The organism is Thioalkalivibrio sp. ALE16 (assembly GCF_000381305.1).
Taxonomy (GTDB): Bacteria; Pseudomonadota; Gammaproteobacteria; order Ectothiorhodospirales; family Ectothiorhodospiraceae; genus Thioalkalivibrio.
On record NZ_KB906354.1, the window covers coordinates 133,735 to 146,984 of the forward strand.

General features: G+C 68.0%; 13 protein-coding genes. 9 read left to right on the top strand and 4 right to left on the bottom strand.

All coding sequences use genetic code 11. The features are described from left to right. Positions 1–146: 146 nt before the first annotated feature. A complete protein-coding gene (gene yihA, locus F627_RS0100670) occupies positions 147–779 on the top strand; it encodes a ribosome biogenesis GTP-binding protein YihA/YsxC (protein WP_019582996.1) in 633 nt (210 codons plus the stop codon). Positions 780–1,036: 257 nt separating this feature from the next. Here yihA and F627_RS0100675 read toward each other — a convergent pair whose 3' ends face one another. From F627_RS0100675 to polA, 3 genes are read right to left on the bottom strand one after another with little or no spacing between them, the layout of a single operon-like run. Next, positions 1,037–1,684: an SCO family protein gene (locus F627_RS0100675; RefSeq protein ID WP_019582997.1), complete on the bottom strand. Its 648-nt coding sequence runs from the start codon at positions 1,682–1,684 to the stop codon at positions 1,037–1,039. Positions 1,685–1,695: 11 nt separating this feature from the next. Then, the gene (locus F627_RS0100680) at positions 1,696–2,214 is read right to left on the bottom strand and encodes a hypothetical protein (RefSeq protein ID WP_019582998.1); all 519 of its coding nucleotides are present in this window, start codon (positions 2,212–2,214) and stop codon (positions 1,696–1,698) included. Further along, positions 2,215–4,917, bottom strand: coding sequence for a DNA polymerase I (gene polA / locus F627_RS0100685; RefSeq protein ID WP_019582999.1), 2,703 nt, complete (start codon positions 4,915–4,917; stop codon positions 2,215–2,217). Between the two features lie 119 nt (positions 4,918–5,036). On the opposite strand from polA, the gene F627_RS0100690 reads away from it, so the two are divergent. The 6 genes from F627_RS0100690 to ntrC all read left to right on the top strand — a co-directional run bounded on the left by F627_RS0100690 (position 5,037) and on the right by ntrC (position 10,497). Beyond that, a complete protein-coding gene (locus F627_RS0100690) occupies positions 5,037–5,762 on the top strand; it encodes a TIGR00730 family Rossman fold protein (RefSeq protein WP_018867707.1) in 726 nt (241 codons plus the stop codon). Continuing rightward, positions 5,762–6,157 carry a DUF2782 domain-containing protein gene (locus F627_RS0100695; RefSeq protein ID WP_018875917.1) on the top strand — a complete coding sequence of 132 codons (396 nt, stop codon included), beginning with the start codon at positions 5,762–5,764 and terminating at the stop codon, positions 6,155–6,157. Before F627_RS0100690 ends, F627_RS0100695 begins: the two co-directional genes overlap by 1 nt. Then, positions 6,151–7,011 carry a hypothetical protein gene (locus F627_RS0100700; RefSeq protein WP_019583000.1) on the top strand — a complete coding sequence of 287 codons (861 nt, stop codon included), beginning with the start codon at positions 6,151–6,153 and terminating at the stop codon, positions 7,009–7,011. Before F627_RS0100695 ends, F627_RS0100700 begins: the two co-directional genes overlap by 7 nt. A gap of 111 nt (positions 7,012–7,122) precedes the next feature. Continuing rightward, positions 7,123–7,779, top strand: a complete 657-nt coding sequence (locus tag F627_RS0100705; protein ID WP_019583001.1) for a DUF4124 domain-containing protein — start codon at positions 7,123–7,125, stop codon at positions 7,777–7,779. Positions 7,780–7,963: 184 nt separating this feature from the next. Beyond that, a complete protein-coding gene (glnL, locus tag F627_RS0100710) occupies positions 7,964–9,061 on the top strand; it encodes a nitrogen regulation protein NR(II) (protein ID WP_018867711.1) in 1,098 nt (365 codons plus the stop codon). After that, a complete protein-coding gene (gene ntrC / locus F627_RS0100715) occupies positions 9,061–10,497 on the top strand; it encodes a nitrogen regulation protein NR(I) (RefSeq protein ID WP_018877182.1) in 1,437 nt (478 codons plus the stop codon). The genes glnL and ntrC overlap by 1 nt, the downstream gene beginning before the upstream one ends. A gap of 254 nt (positions 10,498–10,751) precedes the next feature. On the opposite strand, the gene F627_RS0100720 is transcribed toward ntrC, so the two are convergent. After that, positions 10,752–11,744, bottom strand: a complete 993-nt coding sequence (locus F627_RS0100720; protein ID WP_018875922.1) for a dihydroorotate dehydrogenase — start codon at positions 11,742–11,744, stop codon at positions 10,752–10,754. Here F627_RS0100720 and F627_RS0100725 point away from each other — a divergent pair. Continuing rightward, positions 11,743–12,207, top strand: a complete 465-nt coding sequence (locus tag F627_RS0100725) for a tRNA (cytidine(34)-2'-O)-methyltransferase (protein WP_019583002.1) — start codon at positions 11,743–11,745, stop codon at positions 12,205–12,207. The genes F627_RS0100720 and F627_RS0100725 overlap by 2 nt on opposite strands. 135 nt (positions 12,208–12,342) lie before the next feature. Then, positions 12,343–13,215 carry a dienelactone hydrolase family protein gene (locus tag F627_RS0100730; protein WP_018867715.1) on the top strand — a complete coding sequence of 291 codons (873 nt, stop codon included), beginning with the start codon at positions 12,343–12,345 and terminating at the stop codon, positions 13,213–13,215. The last annotated feature ends 35 nt before the right edge of the window (positions 13,216–13,250 follow it).

A 13,250-nucleotide genomic window follows, 5' to 3' on the forward strand; every position in this document is an offset into this window, starting at 1 on the left:
TCGGCCGCTTTTGCGTGCGCCCGGCGTTGCGGCTCGCTTATGTAGCTCGGCTACACTTCACTCACCGCGCCTTGTTCGCACGCAAAAGCGACTCGAGCGCGAGCGTGTACATTCATCAGTGTTTCCCTAGGACGCTCTCTCGCCCCATGGAACCCCGATTTCGCGAAACCGACTTCCTGCGTGGCGTGGCGCAGATTGCCCAGCTCCCGGCCGACACCGGCGTCGAGATCGCCTTTGCCGGGCGCTCCAACGCCGGCAAGTCCAGTGCCCTGAACGCCTTGTGTGGACGCAAGGCGCTCGCGCGGGTCGGCCGTACCCCGGGGCGCACACAGGAGATCAATCTTTTCCGTCTGCCGCCGGCCGAGCACTGGCGGCTGGTCGACCTGCCGGGCTACGGCTACGCGAAGGTCTCGGCCGGCAAGCGCGCGGAATGGGACCAGCTCCTTGGTGGCTACCTGCAAAAACGCCAGTGCCTGATCGGTCTGGTCCTGATCATGGACATCCGCCGGCCGCTGACCGAGCTGGATCGCCAGCTACTGGACTGGGTGCCTCTGGAGCGCTGCCGCTTGCACTGCCTGCTGACCAAGGCGGACAAACTCTCGCGCCAGGAGGCCGACCGCCAGTTGCGCAAGGCGCATGGTGAGCTGGAGGCCATGGGCGTCGAGGCGACGTTGCAGACCTTCTCCTCGCTGAAGAACCAGGGTGTCGATGACCTGCGCGGCCTGCTGGGTGGCTGGCTGGCCGAGCATGATCCGGAGTCGGCTCCCGCGACCAGCTGAGGCCCGTCTCTGCCCGACGGCCGAGCGCAAACACGAAACGCAGACAAAAAGAAGCCCCGGCCTTGGGGTGGGACCGGGGCTAATTTCGGCCTCTACAGGGGGGAGAGAGGCCTATTGCCCGCTCAGGGAGAGAAGCGGGCCGCGCTGGGCTAGAGCGCTCAGTAAGTGAGAAAGCATTGCGCGGGCAAAGTTCCTGCCGCGTGCCTCTCGATTGCGAATTTTTTCACAGAATCCATCGTTGCCGTCCGGGGTGTGGCTCAGTTGGCTGTCCCGGTGGCCTCCGTATGGGTTCGCAGGCCCTCCACCAGTTCGGCGGCGGGTGTCCCGTGCGGGTAGATCTGCAGCAAGTCACCTTCCGGGCCGACCAGGTAGGTGGACGAGCTGTGATCGACCACGTAGCCCATGGCCGAGTCGATCTCGGTGCGTTCGTAGAACACGCCGTAGCGCTCCGTGATCGGCTGCAGCTCCTCGTGGGACCCGGTCGCAGCCTGGAGGGCCGGGTGGAAGTGCCCCACATAGGTTTCCAGACGCCCGCGGTCATCACGTTCCGGGTCGACGCTTACCAGTACCGCCGCGACCTCGCCCTCCAGCTCGGGCGGCAGGCGGTCCAGCGCGGCGCTGATCCAGCCCAGGCTGGTCGGGCAGGCATCCGGGCAGGCGGTGTAGCCGAAGTAGACCCAGACGTATTGCCCTTCCAGGTCCGCGAGCCGGAACCGGTCGCCCGTGGTGGAGATGGGCAGTTCAATCGGCCCGCCGGATACCGCATCGGCCACCGGCAGGCGTTCGTGGTCGGCCCCTTGGGGCGCGGGCGGCGGTGCCGGGCGGAGCATCACGAAGACGAGCAGGGCGCCGGCCGCCAGAACGGCCAGCGCCCAAAGCAGGCTGCTCAGCGGGATACGCTGCATGTCGGTTTTCCTCAGGGGTTGTCGCTGTGGCTGCGGCGGGTGACAAAACGAAACTGGACCCGGGCCGCATCCGCATCGCCCGCGGGCATCACGGTGGCGGCCCAGGTCATGGCCTCGGTGGTGCAGATAGGCAGTGTCGTCTCGCCGACGTAGCGCCCGTCGCCGGTATGTTCCAGTCGCGGGCGCTGGAAGCCCATGTACATCTCCACCCCGGCCAGATCCAGTTCCAGGGCCTCGGGTTCGCCGAGGTTGCCCCGGGCCGCCGGGTCCAGCTCCAGGGTCAGCTCAAGTGGTTGCAGCATCGGCACGGGGCGTGGCGTGATCGCCAGGGTCAGCGTGCCGCCCGCCGGATGGTCGGCGCTGCAGGGCCCCGCGTTCAGGTCGCAGTCCTCCGGCTGGACGATGGTGATCCCGCCGGAACCACCGGTGTCCAGATAGCGTTCGGCCAGCACCCAGGCGGTCGCCAGCAACAGGACCGCGACCAGCCAGGGGGCGGCCCGGTTGAAACCCCTGGCAAGCGAGCCCGCCATCTAGTGAGCGTCGTCCCAGTTGGCGCCGGTGCCGACGTCCACGACCAGCTCGACGTCCAGATCGGCGGCCCCGCTCATGGCCTTGCGCACGAGCGTGGTCAGGTCCTCCACGGCCGCGTCGGCCACCTCGAACACCAGTTCGTCGTGCACCTGCATGATCATGCGGGCGTCGATATTCGAGTCCGCGAGATCGTTGGCGACGCGCACCATCGCGCGCTTGATGATGTCGGCGGCGGTACCCTGCATCGGGGCGTTGATGGCGACACGCTCGGACTGCTGGCGTCGCGCCCCGTTGCGGCTGTTGATCTCCGGCAGGTACAGGCGGCGGCCGAACAGGGTCTCGACATAGCCGTTCTCGCGCCCGGAGGCGCGCGCCCGTTCCATATAGTCGTGCACGCCGGGATAGCGATTGAAGTAGCGGTCGATGTACTCGCGGGCCTCGCCCTGCTCGATGCCGAGGTTGCGCGCCAGCCCCCAGGCGGACATGCCGTAGATCAGGCCGAAGTTGATCGCCTTGGCCGCGCGACGCTGATCGCCGGAGACCTGCTCCGGGTCCAGCCCGAAGACTTCGGCGGCGGTCGCGCGGTGGATGTCCTGACCCTCGGCAAAGGCCTTCAGCAGGCCGGCGTCCTGCGACAGGTGGGCCATGATGCGCAGTTCGATCTGCGAGTAGTCCGCCGCCAGCAACTGGTGTCCCTCATCCGCGATGAACGCGCGGCGGATGCGCCGGCCGGCCTCGGTGCGCACCGGGATGTTCTGCAGGTTCGGCTCCGAGGACGACAGCCGCCCGGTGGCTGCCCCCGCCTGGTGGTAGGAGGTGTGCACCCGTCCGGTCTCCGGGTGGATGCGCCGGGGCAGGGTCTCGGTGTAGGTGCTGCGCAGCTTGGACAGGCCGCGGTGCTCGAGGATCAGGCGCGGCAGGGCGTAGTCGTCCGCCATCTGCTCCAGCACGTCCTCGGCGGTGGAGGGCTGGCCCTTGGGCGTGCGCCGCAGCACCGGCAGGCCCAGGCGCTCGAACAGGATCTCCTGGATCTGCTTGGGCGAGCCGAGGTTGAACTCGCCGCCGGCCTCCTCGAAGGCCTCGCGCTCGATGCGCTCCATCTCGGCCAGCAGCTCCTGGCTCTGCTCGCCGAGCCGATCCGGGTCCACCTTTACGCCCACGCGTTCGATATCCGCCAGCACCGGGACCAGCGGCATCTCGATCTCGCGGTAGACGAACGCGGGGCCTTCAGCCTCTTGCAGGCGCGGCTGGAACACCGCATCCAGCTGAAGGCAGATGTCGGCATCCTCGCCGGCGTAATCGGTGGCGATGCCGATATCCACCTCGGCGAACGGGATCTGCTTCGCGCCCTTGCCGGCCACGTCCTCGTAATGCGTGGTCTGGTAGTCCAGGTGGCGCTCGGCCAGGGAGTCGAGGTCGTGGCGGTTGGCGCCGGCGTCCAGGCAGAACGACTCGAGCAGGGTGTCGTCGACGATGCCGCGCAGGGTGATGCCGTGATTACCCAGCACGTTGCGGTCGTACTTCAGGTGATGCCCCAGCTTGCCGTGGTCCTCGGATTCCAGCCAGGGCTTCAGACGTTCCAGCGTCTCCGCGCGCGGCAGCTGCGGGGCGGCATCCGGCCCGGTGTGGGCCAGCGGCAGGTAGTAGGCGGTGCCTGGCTCGAAGGCGAAGGACATGCCGACGATCTCGGCGCGCATCGCATCCAGGCTGGTGGTCTCGGTATCGAAGGCGACCCGCTCGGCCTGGTCCAGACGCTCCAGCAGCTCGGCCAGTTCGACCTCCTCGCGCAACGTGCGGTAGTCGGCCTTCGCCAGCGGCGAGCCCGGATTGCCGCTAGCGGCCTCGTCCTCGCCGCCCTCCAGCTCCGCGCGCCAGCGGGTAAAGCCATAGCGGCGCACCATCTCCAGCAGGCGCTCGTGGTCCGGCTCGCGGATGTTGAGGTCGTTGGGGCCGACGTCCAGCTCGACATCGCGCTTGACCGTGATCAGTTCGCGCGAGGTGGGCAGGCGCTCGGCCGCGGCGCGCAGGTTCTCGCCGATCTTGCCGCCGATGCCGTCGGCCTGTTCCAGAATGGTGTCGAGATCGCCGTACTTCGCGATCCACTTGGCCGCGGTCTTGGGGCCGACCTTGTCCACGCCCGGGATGTTGTCGACGCTGTCGCCCATCAGCGCGAGGTAGTCGACGATCTGCTCCGGGGCGACGCCGAATTTCTCCTGCACGCCCTCGGGGTCCAGCGTGACCCCGCTCATGGTGTTGACCAGCGTGATGCGGTCATTCACCAGCTGCGCGAGATCCTTGTCGCCGGTGGAGATCACCACGTCGTGCCCGGCTGCGGCGGCCTGGTCGGCCAGGGTCGCGATCACGTCGTCGGCCTCCACGCCCTCGACGCACAAAAGCGGCAAGCCCATCGCCCGCACCAGCTCGTGCAATGGCTCGATTTGGGCGGCCAGCTCTTCCGGCATCGGCGGGCGGGTGGCCTTGTATTCCGGATAGATGTCGTCGCGGAAGGTCTTGCCCTTGGCGTCGAACACCACCGCCATGTGCTCCGGGCCGTAGTCCGCGCGCAGCTTGCGCAGCATGTTGGCCACACCAATCATCGCCCCGGTCGGGGCGCCATCCGGCGCGGTCAGCGGCGGCAGCGCATGGAAGGCGCGGAACAGGTACGACGAGCCGTCGACCAGGACAAGAGGCGCTTGCGACATGAAGGTGGAATCCGGACAGGGAACGTGCGCCATTCTACAGGCCCGGCCCGGGCCGCGACCATTTGTGCGCGCCCGGGGGCGCCGGTACGCTGAAGCCTTCACCCTTGGGAACCCGCTGCATGAACAACCGCGAACGTGCCGAACACCCGGGCCTGCGCCCGATCGATGACTCCGCCCTGACCCGCGAGAGCTGGAAGATCTTCCAGATCATGGCGGAGTTCGTGGAGGGCTTCGAGCGCCTGGCGCATATCAAGCCCTCGGTGAGCATCTTCGGCTCCGCCCGCTTCCCGCCGGAGCATCGCTACTACCAGCTGGGCGAGGCGACCGCGCGGCAGCTCTCGGACGCCGGTTTCGCGGTGGTCAGCGGCGGCGGTCCGGGCATCATGGAGGCGGCCAACAAGGGGGCGTTCGCCGGGCGCTCGCCGAGCATCGGCCTGAATATCCAGTTGCCGCACGAGCAGAGTGCGAACGATTACCAGGACGTGGGCCTGGGGTTTCGTCACTTCTTTTCGCGCAAGGTGATGTTCGTCAAGTACGCCTCGGCCTACGTGGTGCTGCCCGGGGGCTTCGGGACGCTGGACGAGCTGGCGGAGATCCTGACCCTGGTGCAGACCGGCAAAACCCGGCGCATCCCGGTCGTGCTGGTGGGCAGCGAATTCTGGAAGGGCCTGCTCGACTGGTTCCGGGATACGCTCGTGGAGCAGGGCACCATTGACGAGGAAGACCTCCAGCTATACTCGCTGGTAGATTCACCGGAAGACGTGGTGGACGTGATCTTCGAGTACTACGAGGCGCGCAGCTTCGAGCCGTCCGCGGAAGAAAAGAAACGACTGATGGAACTGTGATGATGACCTCGATGCGTGCGAGCCTGCCCCTGTCGCTGCTGGCGGCCCTGCTGCTGGTTTCCGGCACGGCGCTGGCGCAGGAAGACCGCGAGTGGGGGGATGCCCCGCCGCCGCCGGAGCTTGAAGAGGGCGCGGATCCGCCGCCCCCGGTGCTGGATGAACGCGCCCGCGAACAGCGCTCGCTCGAGGACGCCGACATCATCATCATCGAGCGCGACGGCGAGACCCGGCGCGAATACCGCATGGGTGGCGAGCTGGTGATGGTCGAGGTCACGCCCGCCGTGGGCCCGACCTACTACCTGATCGACACCACGGGCGACGGCACGCTGGACGGCCGTCGCAACGAGCTCGACCCCAACTTCGTACCCCCGTCCTGGGTGATTTTCCGATGGTAGAGAACGAATCTGAGACCCGGGCCTGCGCCGATGCGACCGGCCTGGCCCTGACCCATGGCCCGAGCGGCCTCGAACTGGATGGCCGGCCGGTGCAGTGTCTGCGCCTGGCAGCCGCCGTGGCCCCGGCGCTCGAATCCGCGCTCGGCGAGGTACCTGGCGGCTGCGGTCGCGTGATCGGCCGGGGTGCGGATCCCGATTCTGGTGAGGTCCTGCTGGTGCTGGAGCGCGGTCAGGCGTTGCAGGGCGCGGTTGCGGCCGAGGGGCCCGGCAGTCTGGAGGCCCTGGGCGAGCGCGCCGCCGACTGGCAGGGGCGTCACACGGCCGGGGCCTTGCCCGTCGGCGAGGGCTACCGGCGCGGGGTGCTGCAGCAGCAGATGCGCGAGCGCGCCGATGCGATGGCGTCCACGCTGGATGCCGAGTCCCGGGCGATCCTGGACGCCGAGCTGCACCACCAGGGGCTCTACCGTTTCGAGGACCTGCCGCTGGCGGGAAGCTACTGGCAGTCCGTGCGCATCTACCCGGAAGGTGCCGGTCTTGCCGATCTGGTGATCCCGCCCGCGCCGGTACCGGCCTTCTGGCAGCTCGCGCGCATCGCCCTGACGCTCGCCGTGGACGCCTCCGGACAGCCGGATGCCGATCGGTACCGGGCCGTGCTGGCCGGGTTCAATGCCCGGCGGCCACTGACTGCAATCGAACGCGGGGCGGCGCCCACGATGCTCCGCCTGGCCGCGCTGGATGACTGGCTGTCCGCGCTGGAGTCGGGAACGGCCGCGGCGGTCGAGCGGGATCGTCTCGCGACCCTGCAGGCCGATGCGGCGCGGCTGCAGGGCGTCTGGGTTCGCGCGGCCGCCTGATCCCGGCTGGCCCGTGCCGGTGGCGCGGGACCTTCCGGGCTTGTGGTGGTCCGACCGTACACGGGAGGCAGGGTGGTGGTTCCGCGCCATCCCGCCCAAGGAGGAAGGCCCATGTTCCGAACCACGCTCTGGCTGGCCTTGTCGCTGGCTGTCCTTCTCGCCCCGGCCCTTGCGAGTGCCGACGTCTACCGCTGGACCGACGATCAGGGCAATGTCCATTTTGGCGACCGCCCGCCCGAGGGGCGCGCCAGCGAGCCCGTGGACGTGCGAGAGCCCATGCGCGCGGTCCCGCTGGAAGGCGCGCGGGAGATTCTCGAGCGGCCCGTGCGGCCCCGCAGTCAGCCGGAGGCGGAGGGTGCGTACACGCGGGTCGCGATTGCCCGTCCGGAGGATGGTTCGGGGGTGCGGGCGAACGACGGCAATGTGAGTGCCGAGCTGGATCTCGAGCCAGCGCTGGATGCCGACGCCGGCCATCGCGTGATCTGGGTGCTGAACGGCGAGGAGGCGGGCGAGGGCCAGTCGCCCACGGCGACCTTCGAGGGGCTGAACCGCGGCGAGCATACGCTGCAGGCCCGGATCGTGGACGCATCCGGCGAGGAGCTGGGGGCGAGCGCGACCATCGAGTTCAACGTGTTGCGGATGGCCATTCCGCGCGAGCAGCAACAGCAGCAGCGGCCGCAGCAATTCCCGCCCGGGGGTGCGCCGCAGGCGCCCAGGGCCCCGCAGGCACCCAGGGCGCCCCAGCCGGTGACGCCGGCCCCGAACTGATAACCTCGATCTCTGCACTGAAATAGTGCGACCAAAGCCCCATGATGGTGCTATGATTGCACCATAATGGGGCGTTTTAGGTTCTGGGGGGTGGCGATTCGGCTGCGTTTTGTGACCGTGCCCCCGGCTTCGGCGCCCCGCCGGGCGATTCCCCCTTGGCGCGATTCCTGCTTGAGGCCTCTTGATGACCACGCCCGCTTCCAATTCCGGCCCGGCCACCCCGCCCTGGTGGGACGACCTCTCGACGGCCGTGCTGGTGACCGATGCCGAGCTTTGCCTGCTGAGCATGAACAGCGCCGCCGAGGTGCTGCTCGGTCTCAGTCGCGAACGCATCGTCGGGCATGGTCTGGGCCAGTGGCTCAAGCTGGACCGGAATCTGTCCAGCCGCCTGCGCTCGGCGCTGACGCTGGATCAGCCGATCACCCTGCGCGCGCGCCAGATGGAGCCGCTGCGGGCCGAAAGTTTCCTCGCCGACGTGGTCATCACCCCGCTCCATGGCGAGGGCGACAAGCCGGGGCAGTTGCTGTTCGAGCTGAATGCGATCGATCGCCACGAGCGCATCAGCCGCGAGGAGCAGTTGCAGAAGCAGCAGGCGATCACCCGCGCGGTGACCCGGGGGCTGGCCCACGAGATCAAGAACCCGCTAGGGGGGCTACGGGGGGCGGCGCAATTGCTTGCCAGCGAGCTGGACGACTCGGGCCTGAAGGAATACACCCAGATCATCATTCGCGAGGCCGACCGGCTGCGCAGCCTGGTTGATCGCATGCTGGGGCCGAACAACCTGCCGCGACGCGAGCCCGTCAACCTGCACGAGGTGCTGGAGCACGTGCGGGGCCTGGTCAGTGTGCAGCTGCCGCTGGGTCTGAAGATCCGCGGCGACTATGACCCCAGCATCCCGGACGTGCAGGCCGATCGCGACATGCTGGTGCAGGCGATCCTGAATCTGGTGCAGAACGCGGTGCATGCGCTGGAGGACGGGGGCGAGATCACCCTGAGCTCGCGCATCCTGCGCCAGTACACCATCTCCGGCCATCGCCACCGCCTGGTCGCCAAGCTGAGCGTGCGCGACAACGGGCCCGGTATCCCGGAGGAGATCCGCGAACGCATCTTCTTCCCCATGGTGACCGGCCGCGCCGCCGGGACCGGGCTCGGGTTGCCCATTGCCCAGAGCCTGGTCCAGCTGCACGACGGTCTGATCGAATGCCATTCGCGCCCGGGGGCGACCACGTTCGACATCCTGCTGCCCCTTGAACCCCCGAAGGCCCGGGAGGCCAGAAAGTGATGGAGCCCACTGTCTGGATTATTGACGACGACGACTCGATTCGCTGGGTGCTGGAACGCGCCCTCCAGCGTCACGCGATCGCGGTGCGCGGCTTCGAGACCGCGGACGCCGCCTGGGCGGCGCTCGACCGGGACCCGGTGCCGGACACCATCGTCGCCGATATCCGCATGCCGGGACTGAATGGCCTGGACTTCCTCGCGCGCATGCAGACGCGCCCCGATCCGCCGCCGGTGATCATCATGACAGCCTTCTCCGATCTGGAGAGCGCCGTGGGCGCCTACCAGACCGGGGCCTTCGAGTACCTGCCCAAGCCGTTCGATGTGGACGAGGCCGTGGCCCTGGTGCAGCGGGCACTGGAGGCGCGGCGCGCCGGGCAGGACAACGGCACCGCTGGCCCCGAGATCGAGGAGACCCCGATCATCGGCGAGGCCCCGGCGATGCAGGAGATGTTCCGCGCCATCGGCCGCCTGTCGCGCAGCAACATCACCGTGCTGATCAACGGGGAGTCGGGCACCGGCAAGGAACTGGTCGCCCGTGCCCTGCACCAGCACAGCCCGCGCGCCGATCAGCCGCTGATTGCCCTGAATACCGCGGCCATCCCCAAGGATCTGCTGGAGAGTGAACTCTTCGGCCACGAACGTGGTGCGTTTACTGGCGCCAACCAGAGCCGCAAGGGCCGTTTCGAACAGGCCGATGGCGGCACGTTGTTCCTCGACGAGATCGGCGACATGCCGTTCGACCTGCAGACCCGACTGCTGCGCGTGCTGTCCGATGGCACCTTCTACCGCGTGGGTGGCCATACGCCGATCCGGGTGGACGTGCGCATCATCGCCGCGACCCACCAGGACCTAGAGGAACGCGTGCGCGCGGGGCTGTTCCGCGAGGATCTGTTCCACCGTCTGAACGTGATCCGGATCCATGTGCCGTCCCTGCGCGAGCGCCCGGAGGACATCCCGCTGCTGGTGCAGCATTTCATGGCCGAGGTGGCGCAGGAACTGGGGGTCGAAGCCAAGACCATGCGCCCCGAGGTGGTGGCGGAGCTGCAGCGCCTGCCCTGGCCGGGCAACGTGCGTCAGCTGGAGAACACCTGCCGCTGGCTGACCGTGATGGCGTCGGGCCGCGAGGTCCACCTGGACGACCTCCCGGCCGAGCTGCACCAGCCCGCCGAGACCCGGGCCGAGCCGGACGGTGGTCCGGCCGGCGTGGTCGCCGGCCCGCGGGACTGGACGGCCGAACTGGCCCAGGTGGCCCGCCAGCACTGGCAGCGTGGAGACCAGGACCTGCTGGGTTCGGTGCTGCCGCAACTGGAGCGCACGGTGATCCGCGAGGCCCTGAACGCCACCGGCGGCCACCGCCAGCAGGCGGCGGCCCTGCTCGGCTGGGGGCGCAACACCCTCACCCGCAAGATCCACGAACTCGGCCTCGACGACGACTAGGTTGATTTCACCACGAAGCACACGAAGGCACGAAGAACGGCCAGGTCAAAAGCGATAGAGCATTAACAGGAAGATGGGAAGGACGGAAGAATGCGGGAATGGTGCCCCGGGACTGATCAACCCGCCGGGCAGGCCCCAGGACACGGGCCAGCGGCCTTTACCCAAAAACCCTTCCCATCTTCCCTTCTTCCTGTGAACCGCTTTTGACCTGGCCCTTCTTCGTGCCTTCGTGTGCTTCGTGGTGAAACAGGCCTTCAGGTGGTGGGGTCCTGCGGGGCGGGCGGGGCGCAGGCGGAGACGGCGCCGTTGAGTTGCAGGGTGCCGGTCAGGTCCCGTACGTGGGTGTAGCCGTGGCGATCCATGTAGTCGCTGATGCCGTGGAGGATCCTGGGCAGGCACAGCGGGTCGTAGAACAGCCCGGTGCCCACGCCGACGGTGCTGGCCCCGGCGATCAGGAATTCCAGCGCGTCGGTCGCGTTCATCACGCCGCCCTGTCCGATGATCGGCACGTTGTGGGGCGCGGCCACCTGATAGACCTGCTGGACCTTCAGCAGCGCGATCGGCTTGATCGCGGGCCCCGAGAGTCCGCCCTGGTTGTTGCCGATCACCGCGCGCCGGTTCTCGACGTCCACCGCCATGCCCATCAGCGTGTTGATCACCGCAAAAGCATCGGTGCCGGCCTCGATGCAGCGGCGGGCGTTTTCGGCGATGTCGGTCTGGTTGGGTGAGAGCTTGGTGATCAGCGGCTTGGAGGTGACCTTGCGGCAGGCCTCGACCACGCGCGCGGACATGTCCGGGTCGTTGCCGAAGGCGACCCCGCCTTCCTTTACATTGGGGCAGGAGATGTTGATCTCGATGGCGTCGATGGGCGAGTCGTCGAAGCGGCGGGTGACCTCGATGTACTCCTCGATGGTGGAGCCGGAGACATTGGCAAAGAAGCGGGTCTCCTCGAAGTCCAGCTGCGGCAGGGTGTGGTCCACCACGTGGTCCACGCCCGGGTTCTGCAGGCCGATGGCGTTGAGCATGCCGTCCGGGGTCTCGTAGACCCGGTGCGGCGCGTTGCCAAGCCGGGCCGCGCCCGTGGTCCCCTTCAGGCAGATCGCACCGGCGTCGCGATTGGAGAAGCCGGCCACGCGGGTGTACTCCTCGCCGAAGCCGACGCAGCCGGACAGCAGCACCAGCGGCGTGTTCAAATGCAGCCCGCAGAACTCCAGGGCCAGCCGCGGATCGGTGCGCGAATCACTCATGCTTCACATCGTCCTCTTTCAACCGGAGATCCCGCCGAACACCGGCAATATCATTCGTCTGGCGGCCAATACCGGCGCCGCGCTGCACCTGATCCATCCCCTCGGTTTCGAGCTGGACAGCGCGCGGGCGCGCCGCGCCGGGCTCGATTATCACGAGCTGGCCCGGGTGCAAGAGTATGACAGCCTCGAACAGTGGCGGGAATCGGTGCGGCCTGAACGGGTCTTTGCCATCACCACGCGCGGCCACGCCCGCTATGATGCGCCGGCCTTCCGCGCTGGCGATGCCCTGTTGTTTGGCCCCGAGACCCGCGGTCTTCCCCACTCGGTGCTCGAAGCCCTGCCTCCCGGGCAGCGCTTGCGCCTGCCCATGCAGCCCGGCAGCCGCAGCCTGAATCTCTCCAACGCAGTCGCCGTGGTCGTCTACGAGGCTTGGCGCCAGCTCGGGTTTTCCGGCGGAGACTAGGAGTCTGTCGGATCTGGGCGATCTGCTGCGCCCCCCGGCAGGGCCTCGCCATTTGCACTACCCTCGGAAGAAAGCCCGCGAGCGGCCCGTCTCCCTGTGACGGCCCTGTCCACATTGATCCGCACGAGGTTCCCGATGGTTTCTGTACTGCGTCCTCTCCTGTTCCTGGCGGCTGCCAGCCTGTTCGTAGCGCCGCTGGCGGCCGATGAACCCACCGGTTCCGACAACTGGTGGTGGGATGACGACTGGTGGGAAGACGGCGTGATGTATTCCGATCTGGAGAACCACGAGGTCACCATTGAACGCATCGAATACCAGCGCGACGGCATCGACATCCCGGCGATGGTGGCAAGACCGGCCGATGGCGAGGCCTATCCGGCGATCCTCTGGACCCACGGCCGGCGCGGCCTGGACGACCTGGCCGAACTGCACGTGAAGCGCCTGGCCGCCCGCGGCTTCGTGGTGCTGGCGCCGGACCTGTACACCGGCCGCTTCATGGAGAGCCACCCGCTGGATCATGACTACGAGCTGGAAGGCGATCTGAACAGCGGGCTGGATGTCCTGCTGGCGCGTGACGACATCGCGGGCGACCGTGCCTGCCTGGTCTCCATCACTCGTGGCGGCTACAAGACCCTGAAGGTCGCCGTCACCTTCGAGCGCCAGGTCGAGGATGTCGCCTGCTGGGCCGGCTACTACCCGCACCTGCAGGACCCGAATCTGGGCGAGCCGCACCAGGTGTACCGCTACGCCAACGAGGTCAATCAGCTCGAGATCCCGATGATGATCCTGATCGGCGACGAGGAGCAGTACCAGCGCCACCGTACCGCGCGCATGGCCGCGGATGGACTGGAGAGCCGCGGCGGTGATGTCACCTGGATCGAATATCCCGGTGTGGGTCGCGGCTTCGACTTCCGCAACGGCAATAACCGCACCTTCGCCGATGACCTCGCCTCGCGCGACGCGATGATTCGGGTCACGCACTTCGTCAATCAGCACCTGCGCGACTGAGTTCTGCCTTGCCCCCTGCCGGGGGCACAACTGAC

What these genes read in the sequence shown, in the direction of transcription:
- yihA (WP_019582996.1), top strand. Translation starts at nt 147, where the DNA reads ATGGAACCCCGATTTCGCGAAACCGACTTCCTGCGTGGCGTGGCGCAG.
- F627_RS0100675 (WP_019582997.1), bottom strand. Translation starts at nt 1,684, where the DNA reads ATGCAGCGTATCCCGCTGAGCAGCCTGCTTTGGGCGCTGGCCGTTCTG.
- F627_RS0100680 (WP_019582998.1), bottom strand. Translation starts at nt 2,214, where the DNA reads ATGGCGGGCTCGCTTGCCAGGGGTTTCAACCGGGCCGCCCCCTGGCTG.
- polA (WP_019582999.1), bottom strand. Translation starts at nt 4,917, where the DNA reads ATGTCGCAAGCGCCTCTTGTCCTGGTCGACGGCTCGTCGTACCTGTTC.
- F627_RS0100690 (WP_018867707.1), top strand. Translation starts at nt 5,037, where the DNA reads ATGAACAACCGCGAACGTGCCGAACACCCGGGCCTGCGCCCGATCGAT.
- F627_RS0100695 (WP_018875917.1), top strand. Translation starts at nt 5,762, where the DNA reads ATGATGACCTCGATGCGTGCGAGCCTGCCCCTGTCGCTGCTGGCGGCC.
- F627_RS0100700 (WP_019583000.1), top strand. Translation starts at nt 6,151, where the DNA reads ATGGTAGAGAACGAATCTGAGACCCGGGCCTGCGCCGATGCGACCGGC.
- F627_RS0100705 (WP_019583001.1), top strand. Translation starts at nt 7,123, where the DNA reads ATGTTCCGAACCACGCTCTGGCTGGCCTTGTCGCTGGCTGTCCTTCTC.
- glnL (WP_018867711.1), top strand. Translation starts at nt 7,964, where the DNA reads ATGACCACGCCCGCTTCCAATTCCGGCCCGGCCACCCCGCCCTGGTGG.
- ntrC (WP_018877182.1), top strand. Translation starts at nt 9,061, where the DNA reads ATGGAGCCCACTGTCTGGATTATTGACGACGACGACTCGATTCGCTGG.
- F627_RS0100725 (WP_019583002.1), top strand. Translation starts at nt 11,743, where the DNA reads ATGCTTCACATCGTCCTCTTTCAACCGGAGATCCCGCCGAACACCGGC.
- F627_RS0100720 (WP_018875922.1), bottom strand. Translation starts at nt 11,744, where the DNA reads ATGAGTGATTCGCGCACCGATCCGCGGCTGGCCCTGGAGTTCTGCGGG.
- F627_RS0100730 (WP_018867715.1), top strand. Translation starts at nt 12,343, where the DNA reads ATGGTTTCTGTACTGCGTCCTCTCCTGTTCCTGGCGGCTGCCAGCCTG.